We start from the raw sequence: 19120 nt of genomic DNA on the forward strand, positions 1-19120 counted from the left end.
AGACACTATTTCACAAGAAAAAGATCGCCTGATGGTGAAAATAAATTCAATCCATTGATTATATTAATGATTAATCCTTACGGAAAGCTGTCGCGATTGAACCGATGATGTGAACATGCTAATGTGTCCGAGCGACACTTCTTGCAGGAAAATAGCTATGTCATCCGAACACGAGTATCTGGCGCAGTACGACGCCACACGCTACGCCTCACCGATTGTCACCGTTGACAGCGTGCTGTTTACCCTGTGGCAGGACGAGCTGTGTGTACTGTTAGTTAAGCGAGCCAATCACCCGCAGCGCGGCTGGTGGGGGTTACCCGGAGGATTCATTGACGTGCAGCAGGACCTTTCAACGCGCGCTACCGCGCTGCGCAAGCTGCGCGAAAAAACCACGGTTAATCCACCGTGGCTGGAACAGTTGGCTACCTTTTCCGGACCGGACCGCGACCCGCGCGGCTGGAGCCTGACCACCGCGTGGTTCGCACTGATTGCCGCAGAAGACTGTCTGCCAGAAAGCGATGACGTCAGCGACGCCCGGTGGCAGCCGCTGGCCGGGCTGGCGCAGCGCGGCGATATCGCCTTTGACCACCAGTTGATTATTGCTGAAGCGCTGCAGCGGCTGCGGCAGAAAACGCTCTACTCCCTGCTGCCGGTCTACTGCCTGCCCGCCGCCTTTACCCTGACCCAGTTACAGGACGTGACCGAGACCATCCTTGACCGTCCGGTACAGCGTAAAAGTCTGATACGCCGCTTTGAAGCATCAGAGATGTTTGAGGAAACCGGGAAAAGCGTGGCGACCGGCGCCCGCAAAGCGAAGCTGTATCGCCTTAAACCCGGCGCCGATATTCATCATTTCTCGCGCAACCTGATGAGTGACGTTTAAAACGGCTTATCCCCTAATATCGTCGCCCGATGCATGATGCGGCGCTGCGGCAGATAATCGGCATTGGCATAATGCTGCGTCACGCGGTTATCCCAGATCGCCACATCGCCCACCTGCCAGCGCCAGCGCACCTGGAAGTCCGGTTTCTTCACGTGGTCGAACAGGAAGTTCAGCAGCGCCTCGCTCTCCTTCTCTTTCAGCCCGACAATACGCGTGGTAAAGCCCTCGTTGACGAACAGCGCCTTCTTACCGCTGACCGGATGAGTCCGGATCACCGGGTGTAATACCGGTGGATTCTTCGCCACCGCCTGCTGCCAGCGCTGATGCTCCTCTTCGCTGCCGCGATATTTATACTCCTGGAACGACTTCCTGAAGTCATGCTCGGCCTGTAAACCGCTCAGCATCCCCTGAAGCGGCTCAGACAATGCCTGATAAGCCGCAATTCCACTGGCCCACAGCGTGTCGCCTCCGGTCTCCGGCAGCAGCTGCGCGGTGAGGATCGCCCCGGCAGGCGGCGTTTCAATAAACGTCACGTCGGTATGCCAGTTGTCGTTATCCGGTGGATTATCATCGTGAGTGTCCAGCACGATGATCTCCTCCACGCCCGGCGCATGTGGATAAACCGGGTGAATGTGCAGATCGCCAAAGCGTGCCGCCAGCTGACGCTGCTGCTGCGGGGTCAGCGGCTGATCGCGCAGGAACAGCACCTGGTGCCGGATCAGGGCATGATAGAGCTGCTCAAACTGGGCGTCGCTTAACGGGCGGGTCAGGTCGAGATCGCTGACAAGGGCACCGATCCAGGGGCCGAGCGCCTGAATTTTAATACGTTCGTTCATTGTTGTACTCCATGCCAGGGGGTCAGACGGCGCTGTAAGGCGCGTAGCCCCAGCTCCAGCGCAAAGGCTATCAGGGCAATCACCGCAATCCCGGCCAGCACCACATCGGTGGCCAGAAACTCTCCGGCGGACTGCACCATAAAACCCAGTCCACGGGTAGCGGCAATCAGTTCAGCGGCCACCAGCGTCGACCAGCCGACGCCAAGGCCAATACGAATACCGGTCAGGATCTCCGGCAGGGCACCGGGCAGCACCACATACCACAGCACCTGCCAGCGGCTGGCACCCAGCGAGCGCGCCGCACGCAGGCGCACCTGCTGAGCGCTTTTCACCCCGGCCATGGCAGACATCGCAATCGGGGCAAAAATCGCCAGGTAAATGAGTAAAATTTTTGACGTCTCGCCGATGCCAAACCAGATCACCATCAGCGGCAGGTAGGCCAGCGGTGGCACCGGGCGATACAGCTCGATCAGCGGGTCAAGCATGCCGCGCACGGTCTCATTCAGCCCCATAAGAATGCCGACCGGAACGCCAATCGCCGTGGCGGCCAGCAGCGCAATCACAATACGCGTCAGGCTGGCAGCCAGATGCTGCCACAGCGTGGCATCCATAAACCCGGCCGGGCTGGCGATAGTCAGCAGCTGGTGTAACACCTGCTGCGGCGGAGGTAAAAACAGTGGGGTAATCAGCTGTAACGCGGCTATCGCCCACCACACCGCCAGCAACACCAGCAGCGTGGCAAAGCTGAGCGTCAGCTGGCGCGACAGCGGCCAGCGCAGCCTCAGGCGGCGCTCCGGGCTTTTTTCGTTAATCAGTGAACTCATGCAAATACCTCACGCTGCTGAAAGACCCGTCCAAGCACATATTCGCGTCGCTCAATAAAGGCCGGATCGGACTTAATCGCCCGGCAGGCTTCTCCTGCGGCGTAACGGCGGCCAAAGTCGAGCGACAGCCGCTCGACAATGCGTCCCGGCCCCGGCGACAGCAGGATCAGCTCGCTGGCGAGAAACACCGCCTCTTCTATATCGTGAGTGATCAACAGAATCTGCTTGCCGCTGTCGCGCCATAACGTCAGCAGCAGCTCCTGCATCTGTTCACGGGTAAACGCATCCAGCGCCCCGAAGGGTTCATCCAGCAGCAGCAGACGCGGGTCAGCCGCCAGCGCACGGGCAATACCCACCCGCTGGCGCATCCCCCCGGAAAGCTGCCAGATATAGCGCTTCTCTGCGCCCGCCAGTCCGACCTTTTTCAGCATCTGTCCTGCCACTGCCCGACGGGCCTTCTTTTCCATCCCTGCCAGCTGTAGCCCAAACGCGACGTTATCCAGCACTGTGCGCCACGGCAGCAGCCCTTCATGCTGAAAGACCACGCCACGGTCGGCTCCCGGCCCGGTCACCGGCTGACCGTCCAGCGTAATGCTGCCGCCCTCCGCCGGGATAAACCCGGCAATCAGGTTGAGCAGCGTGGTCTTGCCACAGCCCGACGGCCCCAGAACCACCACCAGCTCTCCGTTGCCGATCGACAGGTTGATATCCTGTAAAGCCAGCTGTCCTGCATAGCTGGCGCGAAGATGAGAGACTGACAACATGATCCCGGCTCCGGTTAGTGTGCGAGAGGTTTTACAAAGCGATCGGTAACGTAGCTGCTGTAGTCGGTTTCAACCGCCGGTACTTTGCCCTGCTCTTTCAGGAACTGTGCCGTATCGACAATCGCCTTATTGACCGGACCGTTGAGCTGCGCCACCTGCTGCTGCGCCGTCAGATAGGTATTCCCCTGCACCAGCCCCGGCACATCAGCATTCGGCACGCCGCTGAAGCGGGACAGCTTGCTGAGGTTATCTTCCTGTTTCAGCCACTGCTGTGGGTTATCGAGATAGGCTTTCTGCGCCTCCAGCGCACTGCGGGCAAAGGCGGTCACCACATCCGGGTGCTGTTGGGCGAAATCTTTACGCACTACCCAGACATCCAGCGTTGGCGATCCCCATTTGCCCACTTGGGCGGAATCGGTCAGCACCTTACCGTCTTTCTCCAGTTGATTAACCGCCGGAGCCCAGACGTAGGCACCATCGATATCACCGCGCTGCCAGGCGGCCAGAATCGCCGGGGGCTGTAAGTTAATGATTTGTACCTGGCCCGGCTTAATGCCCCAGTGCTTGAGGGAAGCCAGCAGGCTGTAGTGCGTGGTGGAGATAAACGGCACGGCGATACGTTTACCGATCAGGTCCTTCGGGTCTTTAATCTCTTTTTTGACCACCAGCGCTTCAGAGTTCCCCAGTTGGGAAGCCAGCAGAAACACTTCAACCGGCAGCTTTTGACTGGCCGCGACCGCCAGCGGGCTGGAGCCGATGTTGCCGATCTGCACATCGCCGGACGCCAGCGCCCGCAGCACGCTGGAACCGCTGTCAAATTTACGCCAGTCGACTTTCGCCCCGCTCTCCTTAGCAAAGGTATCGTCGGCCTGGGCCACCTTTGCCGGTTCGGCCGAGGTCTGATAAGCGACGGTGACATCCACCGCCTGAACGCTGAGTGCCGTCAGTGATAACGCTGCCGCAAGAATTGAAAGCCTGAATTTACCCGCCATAGCCCGCTCCGGAATTTATTGTTATGGGTGAACACCTCCTTTGTAACCGGGCGCGACTATTTCTATAAAGTAATTAAAAATTCTTTTTTATAGCAAAAACTGCTTAGGAGGAATTGTGGATTGGTTAGCTGAAAAGCGGATTTAATGTGACACGCAGGGGCAATCATCCTGGCCCGACCGAAACAGAAGGTCGGGCCCTACGATCGCATGATATGCCGTGGCAGTTTTAAGCCCACAGCGAGCACACTCCCTGCGGGGATGAGGCCAGCCGGTCGTATAGCGAGAAAAAATGTGTGGGAATAACGCCAGGGATCAGTGCCAGATCAGCAGCACGCATGCCGCCGTCAGCAACCCCATAAACACGTTGAAAATGGTCCAGGCGCGGCGGCTGCGCAGGATGCGGCCAATCAGCGTGCCAAAACCTAACCAGATCACACCGGACACCAGGTTGACCAGCGCCATACCGATACTGATGGCGATCACCGAACCTTTATACGCCTCGCCCGCCAGACTGAAGCTGGCCACGGCACCGAGCGCCATCAGCCAGGCTTTCGGGTTAATCAGCTGCAACAGCCCCCCCTGCCAGAATGGCATCGGTGCCGCCGGCGCACTGCCTGTCTCCAGCTTTTCATATTCCGCGCTGCCAATTTTCCACGCCAGCCACAGCAGATAGACGCTACCGGCAATTTTCAGGAACAGGTGAAGCGAGGGGTAAAGAAGAATCAGACCACCGACGCCAAAGGCGACCATCAGCAGCATGACCTGCATCCCGATCATGATGCCAATCAGCAGCATCAGAGAGCGCAGAAAACCAAAATTAGCACCAGAGGCGGTGAGTAACATATTATTAGGGCCTGGCGTGATGGCGGCGACCCAGAGAAAGCCCAGCATTGACAAAAACAGACTCAGTTCCATAGAACGGGTGCTCCTCGCCCCCCTGAAAAATAACTAATCCGACGAAGCTAACAGTGAGCCATGGATCCTACAAGCTCTGACCACATGAATTTTAGTCACCTGAACGACAGCGTTTTCCGTCCGCTGGCCGGGGGCAGCAATCCGCATCTGCAAACCCTTCTGCCGCGTCTGGTGCGCCGCCGCATTACGCTGCGCCCGCACTGGCAGCGCCTGACCCTGCCCGACAGCGACTTCGTTGATCTGGCGTGGAGCGAAGACCCGGCAGGTGCCCGCGATAAACCGCGCGTGGTGCTGTTTCACGGGCTGGAAGGCAGCTTTAACAGCCCTTATGCACACGGCCTGCTGCAGGCGTGGAAAGATCGGGGCTGGCTGGGAGTGGTGATGCACTTTCGCGGTTGCAGCGGCGAACCGAACCGGCTGAACCGCATTTATCATTCGGGCGAGACGGAGGACGCCAGCTACTTTTTGCAGTGGCTGCGTGACGAATGGGGCCAGGTGCCCACCGCCGCAGTGGGGATCTCGCTCGGGGGGAATATGCTGGCCTGCCTGATGGGCAAACAGGGCGAAGACTGCCTGCTGGATGCCGGCGTCGTGGTTTCGGCACCGCTGATGCTGGAACCGTGCAGCCAGCGGCTTGAGCAGGGGTTTTCCCGCGTCTACCAGCGCTACCTGCTTAATCTGCTGAAGCAGAATGCCGCCCGCAAATTACAGGCCTGGCCGGGCACGCTGCCGGTCGACCTCGCCCAGCTCAAATCCCTGCGCCTGCTGCGGGACTTTGATGATGCCATCACCGCCCGCGCGCACGGTTTTACTGACGCCAGCGACTACTATCGCCGCTGTAGCGCCATGCCACTGTTACCCGGCGTGCGTAAACCGCTGCTGATTATTCACGCTAAAGATGACCCGTTTATGACCCCGGAAGTGATCCCCGATATCGCCCTGCTGCCGTCCGGCGTTGAGTATCAGCTGACGCAGCACGGCGGGCATGTGGGTTTTGTAGGCGGCACGCTGCGTAAACCACAGATGTGGCTGGAACAGCGTATTCCGCAATGGCTTGCAACCTGGCTGGACAACGAATGATTATTCCCTGGAAAGACCTTGATAACGAAACGCTCGACAATCTGATTGAATCCTTTGTGCTGCGTGAGGGCACTGACTACGGCGAACAGGAGCGATCGCTGCAACAGAAAGTGGACGATGTTCGCCGCCAACTGAGCAGCGGCGAGGTGGTGCTGGTCTGGTCCGAACTGCATGAGTCCGTCAATATCATGCCGCGTGGCCAGTTTCGCGAATAAGCGGAGATGACTTTGCCCGGCGAAACATGGTACCAATGATCCGTCCGTCAGACCTTTCCAGGGAGTTGTAAGCCATGTCAGCCAAACATCCGGTTATCGCCGTCACAGGATCCAGCGGGGCGGGAACCACCACCACCAGCCTGGCCTTCAGAAAAATTTTCCAGCAGCTCAACCTGCGCGCTGCCGAGGTCGAAGGGGACAGCTTTCACCGTTTTACCCGGCCGGAAATGGACATGGCGATCCGTAAAGCGCGCGATATGGGCAAACACGTCAGCTATTTTGGCCCGGAAGCCAACGACTTTGGTCTGCTGGAACAAACCTTCAGCGAGTATGGCCACAGCGGCACCGGCCAGTCGCGCAAATATCTGCACACCTATGATGAAGCGGTGCCGTGGAATCAGGTACCGGGCACATTTACCCCGTGGCAACCCCTGCCGGAACCGACCGACGTACTGTTTTATGAAGGCCTGCACGGCGGCGTCATGACGCCACAGCACAACGTAGCCGAAAAGGTGGACCTGCTGGTCGGCGTGGTGCCAATCGTCAACCTGGAGTGGATACAGAAGCTGGTGAGGGATACCGGCGAGCGTGGCCATTCGCGCGAAGCCGTGATGGACTCTGTGGTGCGCTCAATGGAGGATTACATCAACTTCATTACCCCGCAGTTCTCGCGCACGCATATCAACTTCCAGCGCGTGCCGACGGTGGATACCTCCAACCCGTTTGCCGCACGCGGTATCCCCTCTCTGGATGAAAGCTTCGTGGTGATCCACTTCCAGGGGCTGGAAGATATCGACTTCCCTTACCTGCTGTCGATGTTACAGGGCTCGTTTATCTCTCATATTAAAACGCTGGTGGTGCCGGGAGGCAAAATGGGGCTGGCGATGGAGCTGATTATGGGGCCGCTGGTCAAAAATCTGATTGAAGGCAAGAAAATCGGCTGAGCGGCTCCAGGTGGGATTAAATATTCACGTGCAGCCATTGATACCCTATGTCGCAATCAGGTCGAAAAAATCTCCGCTGATAGCGAGAGCACAGCGATTACTGACGCTTTTCCACCAGGCCTGCACCGGCATTAACCCCAGTGACAGTCATCAGGACAGCTCAATGACTTCGTAGCTGTGCGTCATTTTCACCCCGCTGCCCAGCATAATGGCCACCGAGCAATACTTCTCTGCGGAAAGATCGACCGCGCGGGACACCGCCTTATCCCCCAGCGCTTTGCCGCTGACGATAAAATGCAGATTGATATGGGTGAAAATACGCGGGGCCTCTTCACGACGCTCTGACGTTAACTTCACCTCACAGTCGGCCACATCGTGACGGCCTTTTTGTAAAATAGAGACCACATCAATGGCGCTACAGCCTCCGGCCGCCATCAGCACCATCTCCATCGGGCTGGGTGCTTTATCCCCTGAGTTTCCATCCATCAGAATCTGATGGCCAGATGAGGATTCTCCCAAAAATGTCAGCCCTTCAACCCATTTAACACGTGCCTGCATAACTAAATCCTCGAATTCATTCAGTTACCGCAGAGTACGCCGCGCCAGGAAAAACGGCAATGCTCCCTTTTTCAAATTATGCTGAAGCGAGACAACAGAAGACAGTCTGGTAAAGCTGTGCTACAAACAAAGCTGCAATATTTTACTGGCATGAGAATGCAAGGTAAAAACGGGACGACAGCACGAGCCATGCTCTTAACAGAGGCCCGTATCATTTCCTATGGGAACGCTTGAATATTTCAACGCCTGGCAGGGACTCATACCCTGATACCCTAAATATTTCGCGCAGCAGGCCAGCGGCGACGCCGCTGCAGCACGTAGAATACAGGGTAGATTAGGCACGATTACAACAGAGGATAACAGCGAATGGTTCTCGGCAAACCGCAAACAGACCCTACTCTCGAATGGTTCCTGTCACATTGCCATATTCACAAATATCCATCCAAAAGCACGCTGATTCATCAGGGTGAAAAGGCGGAAACCCTCTACTACATCGTTAAAGGTTCTGTAGCGGTGTTAATCAAGGATGAAGAAGGCAAAGAGATGATCCTCTCTTACCTCAACCAGGGCGACTTTATTGGCGAACTGGGCCTCTTTGAAGAAGGTCAGGAGCGCAGTGCGTGGGTACGTGCAAAAACAGCCTGTGAAGTGGCTGAAATCTCCTACAAAAAATTCCGTCAGTTGATTCAGGTGAATCCTGACATCCTGATGCGCCTGTCTTCACAAATGGCGCGTCGACTGCAGGTCACATCAGAGAAAGTGGGTAATTTAGCTTTCCTTGACGTTACCGGGCGCATTGCCCAGACGTTACTGAATCTGGCGAAGCAGCCTGATGCCATGACTCACCCGGATGGTATGCAGATTAAAATCACCCGTCAGGAGATCGGCCAGATTGTTGGCTGTTCCCGCGAAACCGTTGGCCGTATTCTGAAAATGCTGGAAGATCAGAACCTGATCTCCGCACACGGTAAAACTATCGTTGTTTACGGCACACGTTAACCGGCTCTGACCCCACGGCGCGACGCCCTGTCGCGCCGTTTTTATTTGGTGTGGATCATGTGGCGGCGAATCATCTATCATCCCGAAGTTAACTATGCGCTCAGGCAAACGCTGGTGCTGTGTTTACCTGTGGCCATTGGCTGGATGCTGGGTGAACTGCAAAGCGGTCTGCTGTTCTCTTTGGTGCCTGCCTGCTGTAATAACGCCGGTCTTGATACCCCGCACAAACGCTTCTTTAAACGCCTGATAGTGGGCGGTGGACTGTTCGCCTTCAGCAGTTTTTTAATCCAGTACGCCGGAGCCGAAGGCGTGCCGCTGCCGGTGATCCTGCTGGTCATGGCATTATTGCTGGGCGTGACCGGTGAAATCAGTCCGCTTCATGGCCGTCTGTTACCCGCTTCTCTGATCGCTGCCATCTTCACCCTCAGCCTTGCCGGGCGGATGCCGATGTGGCAGCCACCGCTGTTGTATATTCTTGGCACCGTCTGGTACGGCGCATTTAACTGGTTCTGGTTCTGGCTGTGGAAAGAGCAGCCGATGCGCGAAACCCTCAGTCTGCTATACCGCGAGCTGGCCGACTACTGCGACGCCAAATACACCCTGCTCACCCGACTGACTGACCCGGAAACTGCCCTGCCGCCGCTGCTGGCACGCCAGCAGAAAGCGGTCGATCTGATTAACACCTGCTACCAGCAGATGCATATGCTGTCCGCCAGCCGCGATAACCACTATCAGCGCCTGACGCGGGCGTTTCAGGTGGCACTCGACTTACAGGAACACATTGCGGTCAGTCTGCATCAGCCGGAAGAAGTGCAGAAACTGGTGGAGCAGAGCCACGCTGAGGCGGTGATCCGCTGGAATGCCCAGACCATTGCCGCCCGGCTGCGGGTGCTGGCGGATGACATTCTCTACCACCGTTTTGCGCAACGTTTCACCATGGACAAACCGCTGCAGGCGCTGGAGAAAATCGCCCGTCAGCATCCGGATAACCCGGTGGGTAACTTTTGTTACTACCACTTCAGCCGCATTGCACGGGTACTACGCACCCAGCGCCCGCTGTACCGTCGCGACCTGATGGCCGACCGCCAGCGCCGCCTGCCGCTGCTTCCCGCGCTGAAAAGCTACCTGTCGCTGAAATCCTCGGCCCTGCGCACCGCCGCACGCTATGCCGTTATGCTGACCTTTGCCAGCTCTCTGGCACTGTTCTTTAACCTGCCGAAGCCTTACTGGATCCTGATGACAGTGATGTTTGTCAGCCTTAATGGTTACAGCGCCACCAGGGTACGTATTCAGCACAGAGCGCTGGGTACGCTGGCCGGGCTGGTGATTGCCGCCACCACGCTGGGCCTGCATGTCCCGGAGTCCTGGGTGCTGCTGATCATGCTGGCCATCACCCTGGTGAGCTACCTGTTTATCCGTAAATTTTACGGCTGGGCCACGATTGGATTTACCGTCACCACCGTTTATTCGCTGCAATTGCTGTCCCTCAACGGGGCGCAGTTCCTGGTGCCGCGCCTGCTGGATACGCTGATAGGCTGTCTGATTGCGTTTGCCGGCATGATCTGGCTGTGGCCGCAGTGGCAGAGCGGGTTGATGCGTCAGAATGCGCACGACGCGCTGGAAACCTATCAGGAAGCCCTGCAGATGCTGCTGGGCAGTGAGCAGGAGGCGGTGAAGCTGGCGTACCAGCGGATGCGGGTCAATCAGGCACATAATGCGCTGTTTAACTCACTGCATCAGGCGATGCAGGAGCCGGGCTTTAATTCCCGCTATCTGTCTGATATGCAGCTGTGGGTAACGCACAGCCAGTTTATTGTTGAACATATCAACGCCATGACCATCCTGGCGCGTGAACACACCATGCTGACCCCGTCGCTGGCGGAGCGCTATTTACAGTCATGTGAAATCGCCCTGCAGCGCTGTCAGCAGCGCCTGGAATATGACGGGCCCGATTCAGGGAGTAACGTGCTGGACGCGCCGGAAGATTTCCATCAGGGTCCGGTGACGATTATGGAACGGCATGTCAAACGGATCCTGGGCCATCTCAGCGTGATGCACACCATCTCGTCACTGACCTGGAGCCAGCGCCCGCATCACGGTCGCTGGCTGTTACGGCGGTTGGGGAAATCATCGTAAATACCCCGGGGGCGATCGGAAAAAAGGTCGCCCCTGGGGTCGGGCGATCAGTTCAGTACGTTTTCGACGGCGGTCGCGAAGCGCGCCATGCCTTCGGCAATATCGGCCGGCTCAATCACCAGCGACGGCGCAAAGCGTATCACGTCAGTCCCTGCCACCAGCACCATCACACCCGCTTCTGCCGCAGCGTTAAGGATATCGCGCGCTTTACCGGCATGCTGTGATTTCAGCGCCGCACCAATCAGCAGCCCTTTACCCCGGATATCGCTGAACAGATCGAAACGGGCATCCAGCGCCTCCAGCGCCGCGACGAACAGCTGACGCCGTTGCGCCACGCCGTCCAGCACGGCTGGGGTGTTGATGATGTCCAGCGCCGCTTCTGCCACCGCACAGGCCAGCGGGTTACCGCCGTAAGTGGTGCCGTGTACGCCGGGTGCCATGACGGAGGCAATCTCGTTGGTGGTCAGCATGGCACTGACCGGGAAACCGCCGCCCAGCGCTTTCGCAGTGGTCAGAATATCCGGCTGTACGCCATAATGCTCGTGCGCAAACAGCTTACCGCTGCGCCCCATCCCGCTCTGTACTTCATCCAGCACCAGCAATGCATTATGTTCATCACAAAGCTGACGCAGACCCTGCATAAACTCAGGCGTTGCCGGCATAACGCCGCCCTCCCCCTGAATCGGCTCCACCACGATAGCGCAGGTGTGATCGTCGATCACCGCTTTGACCGCCGCCAGATCGTTAAACGGCACATGCACGATATCCGCCGGTTTTGGCCCGAAGCCATCGGAGTATTTCGGCTGACCGCCGACGGACACCGTAAACAGCGTACGGCCGTGGAAGGCATTGTGGAAGGCAATGATTTTGCTTTTGAACGGACTGTGGCGCTTGGTCGCGTAGTAACGGGCCAGCTTAAACGCCGCTTCGTTGGCTTCCGCGCCGGAGTTAGCAAAGAACACGCGCTCGGCGAAAGTGGCATTAATCAGTTTGGTGGCCAGGCGCAGGGCCGGCTCGTTAGTGAAAACATTGCTGGTGTGCCACAGGGTTTCTCCCTGCGTTTTTAACGCCTCAACCAGGGCCGGATGGCAATGTCCCAGCGCCGTTACCGCAATGCCGCCGGAGAAATCAATATACTCTTTACCCTGCTGATCCCACACGCGGCTGCCTTTGCCTTTGACCGGCACAAACTGTGCTGGTGCATAAACAGGCAAAATCACCTCATCAAACGTTGCGCGTGTTACCGCTAATTTTTCCGCCGCCATTCACTACCTCGCCATTTAATCTTTTCAGAAAAGTGAAAATATAGTCATAAAATATGCATAGAAAGTCACTAAAAGGCAAACATTAATCAACGCCGGAGGAAATTATCCAGAAGCTGATGCCCCTGCTCGCTGAGGATGCTTTCCGGGTGAAACTGCACGCCTTCCAGCGGCAGCGTCCGGTGGCGAAAGCCCATAATCTCATCGGGCTGCCCGTCATCGTCTACCGTCCAGGCGGTGACTTCACATTCGGCAGGGAGGCTGGCGGTTTCAACAATCAGTGAATGATAGCGCGTGACCGTGAGCGGATGATTCAGCCCGGCAAACACGCCGGCATCGCGGTGCTCAATCATCGACGTTTTACCATGCATCACCTTGCGCGCGCGCACCACGCGCGCACCTAACGCCTGTGCTATCGCCTGATGGCCCAGACAAACGCCGAGCACCGGCACTTTACCGGCGAAATGACGGATAGCGGCCAGCGAGATCCCGGCCTCATTGGGCGTACAGGGGCCAGGGGAGATCACCAGATGCTGAGGAGCCAGCGCGGCGATGTCGTCGAGGGTGATGTCATCATTGCGGCGCACACACACCTCCGCCCCCAGCTCAGAAAAATACTGGTAAAGGTTCCAGGTGAAGGAGTCGTAATTGTCGATCAGCAGTAGCATGGAGGGTCCGTAACAACAGGGCCGCCAACAGGCGGCCCTGACAGAGGTGCCAGAAGCGAGATTATGGCAGCACTTTGGCAGAGAGAATGACAACCGGCTTTTCCGGGACATTCTGGTAAGGGCCGAAGGTTTTGGTCGGAACCTGAGCGATCTTATCGGCAATGTCCATGCCTTTCACCACTTTACCGAAGACGGCGTAACCGAAATCACGCTGGCCGTGATCGAGGAAAGCATTATCGGCAACGTTGATAAAGAACTGGCTGGTGGCACTGTCCTTCTCAGCGGTACGCGCCATCGAGATGGTGCCGCGTTTGTTCAGCAAGCCGTTATCGGCTTCATTTTTGATCGGAGGTTTAGGCTGTTTCTGCTGCATATCGGCGGTGAAGCCACCGCCCTGCAACATAAAGCCTGGGATCACGCGGTGAAAAATGGTGTTGTTATAAAAACCACTATTCACGTAATCAACAAAATTATTCACCGATACCGGTGCTTTCTGGTTGTTTAATTCCAGTTCAATAACGCCTGCGGAAGTGGTCAGCAGCACGTGCGTATCCCCCTTCGCAGCAATGGCGGAGGCAGAAATGGAAGACAGCGCGAGAACGGTCGCCACCGCGGTCAACGTACGTTTCAACATGAAAGATTCCTTACTGAGTGCAACAAACCATAAAAACAACGCTAATTGTAAAGAGGCGCCTGACAACGCGCCAGCGTTTTACCTTTATTTACGCGGCAACTATCTGAAAGCAAACGTTACCGAATAAGGCAAAATGGTGATTATGATCACGTTATGAATGAAATATGAAAATATTAGTTTCAGTAAAGATTTAAGCAGATCACGAATATCGTTAAACTCACCCTGTCTGGTACGGGCATTCCGCTCGACAAACATCTCTTTCACACAGGTTTCCACTATGACAAATCGCGATCGAATCGGGCTTACCTGGATCAGCTTCTTCTCCTATGCGCTGACCGGTGCAGTGGTTATCGTCACCGGTATGGTACTGGAGGATATTGCTGCTTATTTCCAGCTGCCCGTTGCTCAGATGAGCAACACCTTTACCTTCCTGAATGCCGGTATTCTGCTGGCGGTATTTCTTAACGCCTGGCTGATGGAAATTGTCCCACTGAAGCGTCAGCTGATCTTCGGCTTTGTGCTGATGGTGCTGGCGGTACTCGGGCTGATGAACAGCCATAGTCTTACCGTCTTCTCCCTGTGTATGTTTGTTCTCGGGGTCGTCAGCGGTATTACCATGTCCATCGGTACGTTCCTGATCACTCATCTGTATGAAGGGCGTCAGCGTGGTTCCCGCCTGCTGTTTACCGACTCCTTCTTCAGCATGGCCGGGACGATTTTCCCAATTATTGCCGCCGCCATTCTCGCACGCTCTCTGCCATGGTACTGGGTGTATGCCTGCATCGGCGTCATCTACGTGGCGATCTTTATTCTGACACTGTGCTTCGAATTCCCGGTACTGGGAAAAAAAGCCGCCAGCGGCGAGCCGGTAGTGAAAGAGAAATGGGGTATCGGCGTGGGCCTGCTGTCGGTGGCCGCGCTCTGTTATATCCTCGGCCAGCTTGGCTTTATCGGTTGGGTGCCGCTGTATGCAACCAAAACGATGGGTATGGATATCGGTCAGGCCGGTAGTCTGGTGGGTAACTTCTGGACCGCGTATATGATCGGTATGTGGGCCTTCAGCGCCATTCTGCGCTTCTTCGATCCTCAGCGTATTCTCACGGTGCTGGCACTGGCAGCGACGGCGCTGATGTACTGGTTTATTTCCGCCAGTGATGCCTCAATGCTGAAGTGGATCATGATGAGCCTGGGCTTCTTCTCCAGCGCTATCTATACCACCATCATCACGCTCGGTTCGCTGCAGACCAAAGTAGCCTCACCGAAGCTGGTGAACTTCATCCTGACATGCGGTACCGTCGGCACCATGCTGACCTTCGTGGTCACCGGGCCGATCGTGGAGAAAGGCGGCGCACATGCGGCGCTGGCCACCGCTAACGGACTGTACGCCGTGGTGTTTGTCATGTGTCTGCTGCTGGGCTTTGTCAGCAAGCACAAACTGCACGGACATATGGGTTCGCATTAAAATCTGATTCGGACAGACCGTCTTTTGCAGTCTGTCCGAATTCCGTTGCAAATCATCGGCACGGGGCGACCGGAAAAAAAGGTCGCCCCGTACGGCGGTTTTATCGTTTGAAATCCACCTTTTCGCTTTCATCCAGATGGATGGTACTGGTAGCGGGCACCGTTTCGGCTATCACCCGCCCGTGGCGGATGGAGTAACGGGCAGGCACCTGACGCCGTAACGCGTCAAAGCCGCTCTCCGCAGGCAGGATCACCAGACTGGCGCTGTTGCCGATCTCAATACCGTAATCCTTCAGCTGGAGTGTTCTGGCGCTGAAGGAGGTGATCAGCTTTAGCCCCGCATCCAGCTGCTCGTAGCCCATCAGCTGGCAGACGTGCATTCCCATATGCAGCACCTGCAACATGCTGGCCGTTCCGAGCGGATACCAGGGGTCAAACACATCATCGTGGCCGAAGCAGACATTAATATCGGCTTCCAGCATCTCTTTCACCCGGGTAATGCCCCGGCGTTTCGGATAGGTGTCAAAACGCCCCTGCAGATGAATATTCACCAGCGGGTTCGCCACAAAGTTAATCCCGGAGAGCTTCAGCAGGCGAAACAGACGTGAGGTGTAAGCGCCGTTATAGGAGTGCATCGCCGTGGTATGGCTGGCCGTCACGCGCGCGCCCATCTTTTCACGCAGCGCCAGCGCGGCGACGGTTTCGACAAAGCGCGACTGCTCATCATCTATTTCATCGCAGTGAACATCCACCATCCGCTGATACTTCTGCGCCAGCGCGAAAGTGCGGTGCAGTGACTCAACGCCATATTCGCGGGTGAACTCAAAGTGCGGTATCGCCCCGACCACATCGGCACCCAGCTGTAATGCCTGTTCCAGCAGCGCTTCACCATCTGGATAAGAGAGGATCCCCTCCTGCGGGAAGGCCACCAGCTGAATCTCCACCCAGGGCGCCATCTCCTGCTTCACTTCCAGCATCGCCTTCAGCGCCGTCAGCGAGGGGTCGGAAACATCAATGTGGGTACGGACATGCTGAATGCCGTTGGCAATCTGCCACTTCAGCGTCTGACGGGCGCGCTGCTTTACGTCTTCGTGAGTCAGCAGCGCCTTGCGCTCTGCCCAACGCTCAATGCCCTCAAACAGCGTGCCTGACTGATTCCACGCGGGTTCACCGGCGGTCTGGGTGGTATCCAGATGAATATGCGGTTCAATAAAAGGGGGAATGGCCAGCCCGCTTTCAGCATCCAGCGCTTCCCCACGGGCACAGGCCGTGGGCTGCGGCACGATGCCTGCAATCCTGCCCTGCCGGATCTCAATCTGCCACAGCCCTTCTCGCTGCGGCAGGCGAACATGGTTAATCCACTGTAATTCGGCTTGCATGGCAGCCCTCCATTATCGATGAGATGCGTTAACACTATCACTGTTCACCGTGTCTGGAGGAGAGGTCTGGGGGATTTATTGCTTTAAACTGCCGTAGGGGTCGACCATTTGTTGCGGTCGACCCGTACCGACAGTTTCCGCCGGGCAGCGGCGATCGCAAAAAAGATCGCCCCCGGCAAAACCGGTTAAGGCTGTGCGACGAAGCCGACAGCTTCATACACCTTTTTCAGGGTATCCTGCGCCTGCGCACGGGCTTTTGCCGCGCCGTCACGTAACACCTGCTCAAGGAAGGCTTCATCGTTACGGTAACGGTGATAGCGCTCCTGCAGTTCGCTTAACATCTGTGATACTGCGTCGGCAACGGCCCCTTTCAGGTGACCATACATCTGACCGGCAAACTCCGCTTCCAGCTCGGCAACGGGCTTACCGGTAACGCCTGACAGAATGTCCAGCAGGTTCGACACGCCCGGCTTCTCTTTCACGTCGTAACGCACGACCGGTGGCTCATCGCCGTCGGTCATCGCCCGCTTAATCTTCTTCACCACCGACTTAGGATCTTCCAGCAGACCGATAACGTTGTTGCGGTTATCATCAGACTTGGACATCTTTTTGGTTGGCTCCAGCAGCGACATCACGCGCGCGCCGGATTTCGGGATAAACGGCTCAGGCACTTTGAAGATATCGCCATACAGCGCGTTAAAGCGCGAAGCGATATCGCGGCTCAGTTCCAGATGCTGCTTCTGGTCTTCACCGACCGGCACCTGAGTGGTCTGATACAGTAAGATATCGGCGGCCATCAGTACCGGATAATCAAACAGACCGGCATTGATATTCTCCTCAAAGCGCGCCGACTTGTCCTTGAACTGGGTCATGCGGCTCAGCTCACCGAAGTAGGTGTAGCAATTGAGGATCCAACCGAGCTGGGTATGTTCCGGCACGTGCGACTGGACGAAGATAGTGCTCTTCTGCGGGTCGATGCCAGAGGCAAGGTAAAGCGCCAGCGTGTCCAGCGTGGCTTTACGCAGAGCCTGCGGGTCCTGGCGTACGGTGATGGCGTGCAAATCGACAATGCAGTAAATGCAGTGATAGTCATCCTGCATCTGTACCCACTGACGCAGCGCACCCATATAGTTACCGATGGTCAGTTCACCTGAAGGCTGTGCGCCGCTAAATACGATGGGTTTGCTCATTTTTCCGTCCTGAATAATTACAGCCCGAGTGCGGGCAACAAATCGTTAAAGTGATCGAGCGTGACGTCCGGTTTACTGGTGGCGATTGATTCACCGTAGTTATAGCCGTAGGTCAGACCGATACAGGGACATCCTGCCGCCTGTGCTGCCAGAATATCATTGCGGGAGTCACCGACAAACACTAACTCACCCGGCAACAGCCCAAATGTGCCCAGCACAAGGAATAGCGGAGCCGGATGGGGCTTCTTCGCCACCACATCATCGCCGCCGATGATCAGCGAGAAATACTCAGCAATGCCCAGGGATGCCAGCAGCGGAGCGACAAACGGCGTAGGTTTATTGGTCACCAGCGCCATCGGCAGCGCGTGCTTAGCGAGCGCTGCCAGCGTCTCTTTGACGTGCGGATAGAGCAGGCTGCCGCCATCAACGTGCGAGGCGTAATGCTGGTCCAGCAGCACGCGCGCATCGTGCAGCAGACCGGCTTCCGGGGGGTGGCCCAGTGCCCAGGTCAGGGCTCGTTCAATCAACACATCCGCGCCGTTGCCAATCCAGGTTGAGACACGCTCAATCCCGGCGGCCGGCAGATCCAGCGCGCTGAGCGCGCCATCAACGGCGCGGGCCAGGCCAGGCGCGCTGTCGGTCAGCGTGCCGTCAAGGTCAAAGGCCAGCGCACGGACATTAGTGAAATGCGCCATGACGGGACTTCTCCAGTTCGGTGCGCATATCGTCGATCACTTTTTTGTAATCCGGATGACCGAAAATAGCCGAGCCGGCGACGAACATATCCGCACCTGCCGCCGCAATCTCGCCAATGTTATCCACTTTAACGCCACCATCCACTTCCAGACGGATGTCGTAACCGCTCTGGTCGATCAGCTTGCGCACCTGGCGCAGTTTGTTCAGCGTACCGGGAATAAACGACTGACCGCCAAAGCCCGGATTAACCGACATCAGCAGGATCACATCAAGTTTATCCATCACATAATCGAGAATACTGAGCGGCGTCGCCGGGTTAAGCACCAGACCCGCTTTGCAGCCGTGTTCTTTGATCAGCTGTAAAGTGCGGTCAACATGCTCAGAGGCTTCAGGATGGAAAGTGATATAGCTGGCACCGGCTTTAGCAAAATCAGGTACCAGACGGTCAACCGGTTTCACCATCAGATGCACGTCAATCGGTGCCGTCACACCGTAATCGCGCAGGGCTTTCAGGACCATCGGGCCCATTGTGAGGTTAGGAACGTAATGATTATCCATCACATCGAAATGCACCACATCACCACCGGCAGCCAGCGCTTTGGCGGTGTCTTCACCCAGGCGGGCAAAGTCTGCGGAAAGAATTGATGGGGCAATTAAAAACTGTTTCATCCGTTTCTCCCTGGT

The 19120-nt window shown here is 56.8% G+C and carries 20 protein-coding genes; 7 read left to right on the top strand and 13 right to left on the bottom strand.

The features are described from left to right. The first annotated feature begins 157 nt into the window (after positions 1 to 157). Positions 158 to 883, top strand: a complete 726-nt coding sequence (locus tag ABEH87_RS12565) for an NUDIX domain-containing protein (protein ID WP_346576717.1) — start codon at positions 158 to 160, stop codon at positions 881 to 883. Here the strand turns inward: ABEH87_RS12565 and tauD are convergent. From tauD to ABEH87_RS12590, 5 genes are all read right to left on the bottom strand, one after another. Next, positions 880 to 1719: a taurine dioxygenase gene (tauD, locus tag ABEH87_RS12570; RefSeq protein WP_346576718.1), complete on the bottom strand. Its 840-nt coding sequence runs from the start codon at positions 1717 to 1719 to the stop codon at positions 880 to 882. The genes ABEH87_RS12565 and tauD overlap by 4 nt on opposite strands. Next, a complete protein-coding gene (gene tauC / locus ABEH87_RS12575; protein ID WP_346576719.1) occupies positions 1716 to 2543 on the bottom strand; it encodes a taurine ABC transporter permease TauC in 828 nt (275 codons plus the stop codon). The genes tauD and tauC overlap by 4 nt, the downstream gene beginning before the upstream one ends. Next, on the bottom strand, positions 2540 to 3307 hold the full coding sequence (gene tauB / locus ABEH87_RS12580; protein ID WP_346576720.1) for a taurine ABC transporter ATP-binding subunit: 768 nt from the start codon (positions 3305 to 3307) through the stop codon (positions 2540 to 2542). The genes tauC and tauB overlap by 4 nt, the downstream gene beginning before the upstream one ends. Positions 3308 to 3321: 14 nt before the next feature. After that, on the bottom strand, positions 3322 to 4299 hold the full coding sequence (tauA, locus tag ABEH87_RS12585) for a taurine ABC transporter substrate-binding protein (RefSeq protein WP_346576721.1): 978 nt from the start codon (positions 4297 to 4299) through the stop codon (positions 3322 to 3324). Positions 4300 to 4611: 312 nt separating this feature from the next. Further along, positions 4612 to 5214 (bottom strand): LysE family translocator, encoded by a 603-nt coding sequence (locus ABEH87_RS12590; RefSeq protein ID WP_346576722.1) that lies wholly within the window; start codon positions 5212 to 5214, stop codon positions 4612 to 4614. 60 nt (positions 5215 to 5274) lie between these two features. On the opposite strand from ABEH87_RS12590, the gene ABEH87_RS12595 reads away from it, so the two are divergent. The 3 genes from ABEH87_RS12595 to ABEH87_RS12605 all read left to right on the top strand — a co-directional run bounded on the left by ABEH87_RS12595 (position 5275) and on the right by ABEH87_RS12605 (position 7453). Next, complete coding sequence (locus tag ABEH87_RS12595) at positions 5275 to 6294, top strand: hydrolase (RefSeq protein ID WP_346576723.1); 1020 nt, start codon at positions 5275 to 5277, stop codon at positions 6292 to 6294. After that, on the top strand, positions 6291 to 6509 hold the full coding sequence (locus ABEH87_RS12600; RefSeq protein WP_346576724.1) for a YheU family protein: 219 nt from the start codon (positions 6291 to 6293) through the stop codon (positions 6507 to 6509). Before ABEH87_RS12595 ends, ABEH87_RS12600 begins: the two co-directional genes overlap by 4 nt. Positions 6510 to 6583: 74 nt before the next feature. Beyond that, positions 6584 to 7453, top strand: a complete 870-nt coding sequence (locus ABEH87_RS12605) for a phosphoribulokinase (RefSeq protein WP_346576725.1) — start codon at positions 6584 to 6586, stop codon at positions 7451 to 7453. Positions 7454 to 7603: 150 nt separating this feature from the next. Here the strand turns inward: ABEH87_RS12605 and ABEH87_RS12610 are convergent, their stop codons facing one another. Continuing rightward, the gene (locus ABEH87_RS12610) at positions 7604 to 8011 is read right to left on the bottom strand and encodes an OsmC family protein (RefSeq protein WP_346576726.1); all 408 of its coding nucleotides are present in this window, start codon (positions 8009 to 8011) and stop codon (positions 7604 to 7606) included. 366 nt (positions 8012 to 8377) lie between these two features. Between ABEH87_RS12610 and crp the strand changes: the two genes are divergently transcribed. Both crp and ABEH87_RS12620 read left to right on the top strand, forming a co-directional pair. Continuing rightward, positions 8378 to 9010: a cAMP-activated global transcriptional regulator CRP gene (gene crp, locus ABEH87_RS12615; RefSeq protein WP_000242758.1), complete on the top strand. Its 633-nt coding sequence runs from the start codon at positions 8378 to 8380 to the stop codon at positions 9008 to 9010. A gap of 57 nt (positions 9011 to 9067) precedes the next feature. Beyond that, on the top strand, positions 9068 to 11146 hold the full coding sequence (locus ABEH87_RS12620) for a YccS/YhfK family putative transporter (protein WP_346576727.1): 2079 nt from the start codon (positions 9068 to 9070) through the stop codon (positions 11144 to 11146). Between the two features lie 47 nt (positions 11147 to 11193). Here ABEH87_RS12620 and ABEH87_RS12625 read toward each other — a convergent pair whose 3' ends face one another. From ABEH87_RS12625 to ppiA, 3 genes are all read right to left on the bottom strand, one after another. Next, on the bottom strand, positions 11194 to 12411 hold the full coding sequence (locus tag ABEH87_RS12625; RefSeq protein WP_346576728.1) for an aspartate aminotransferase family protein: 1218 nt from the start codon (positions 12409 to 12411) through the stop codon (positions 11194 to 11196). Positions 12412 to 12497: 86 nt separating this feature from the next. Continuing rightward, positions 12498 to 13076 (bottom strand): aminodeoxychorismate synthase component II, encoded by a 579-nt coding sequence (locus ABEH87_RS12630; RefSeq protein ID WP_346576729.1) that lies wholly within the window; start codon positions 13074 to 13076, stop codon positions 12498 to 12500. 61 nt (positions 13077 to 13137) lie between these two features. Further along, on the bottom strand, positions 13138 to 13710 hold the full coding sequence (gene ppiA, locus ABEH87_RS12635) for a peptidylprolyl isomerase A (RefSeq protein WP_346576730.1): 573 nt from the start codon (positions 13708 to 13710) through the stop codon (positions 13138 to 13140). Between the two features lie 277 nt (positions 13711 to 13987). Between ppiA and tsgA the strand changes: the two genes are divergently transcribed. Further along, complete coding sequence (gene tsgA, locus ABEH87_RS12640; protein WP_346576731.1) at positions 13988 to 15172, top strand: MFS transporter TsgA; 1185 nt, start codon at positions 13988 to 13990, stop codon at positions 15170 to 15172. Positions 15173 to 15272: 100 nt separating this feature from the next. Here tsgA and ABEH87_RS12645 read toward each other — a convergent pair whose 3' ends face one another. The 4 genes from ABEH87_RS12645 to rpe all read right to left on the bottom strand — a co-directional run bounded on the left by ABEH87_RS12645 (position 15273) and on the right by rpe (position 19105). Beyond that, positions 15273 to 16550 (bottom strand): cytosine deaminase, encoded by a 1278-nt coding sequence (locus ABEH87_RS12645; protein WP_346576732.1) that lies wholly within the window; start codon positions 16548 to 16550, stop codon positions 15273 to 15275. Positions 16551 to 16735: 185 nt separating this feature from the next. Then, positions 16736 to 17740: a tryptophan--tRNA ligase gene (gene trpS, locus ABEH87_RS12650; protein WP_346576733.1), complete on the bottom strand. Its 1005-nt coding sequence runs from the start codon at positions 17738 to 17740 to the stop codon at positions 16736 to 16738. Positions 17741 to 17757: 17 nt separating this feature from the next. Continuing rightward, positions 17758 to 18435 carry a phosphoglycolate phosphatase gene (locus ABEH87_RS12655; RefSeq protein WP_346576734.1) on the bottom strand — a complete coding sequence of 226 codons (678 nt, stop codon included), beginning with the start codon at positions 18433 to 18435 and terminating at the stop codon, positions 17758 to 17760. Then, positions 18419 to 19105, bottom strand: coding sequence for a ribulose-phosphate 3-epimerase (gene rpe, locus ABEH87_RS12660; protein ID WP_062747604.1), 687 nt, complete (start codon positions 19103 to 19105; stop codon positions 18419 to 18421). Before rpe ends, ABEH87_RS12655 begins: the two co-directional genes overlap by 17 nt. Positions 19106 to 19120 lie beyond the last annotated feature (15 nt).

This window comes from Erwinia sp. Eh17-17 (assembly GCF_039675725.1).
In the GTDB taxonomy this organism is placed as follows: Bacteria; Pseudomonadota; Gammaproteobacteria; order Enterobacterales; family Enterobacteriaceae; genus Erwinia.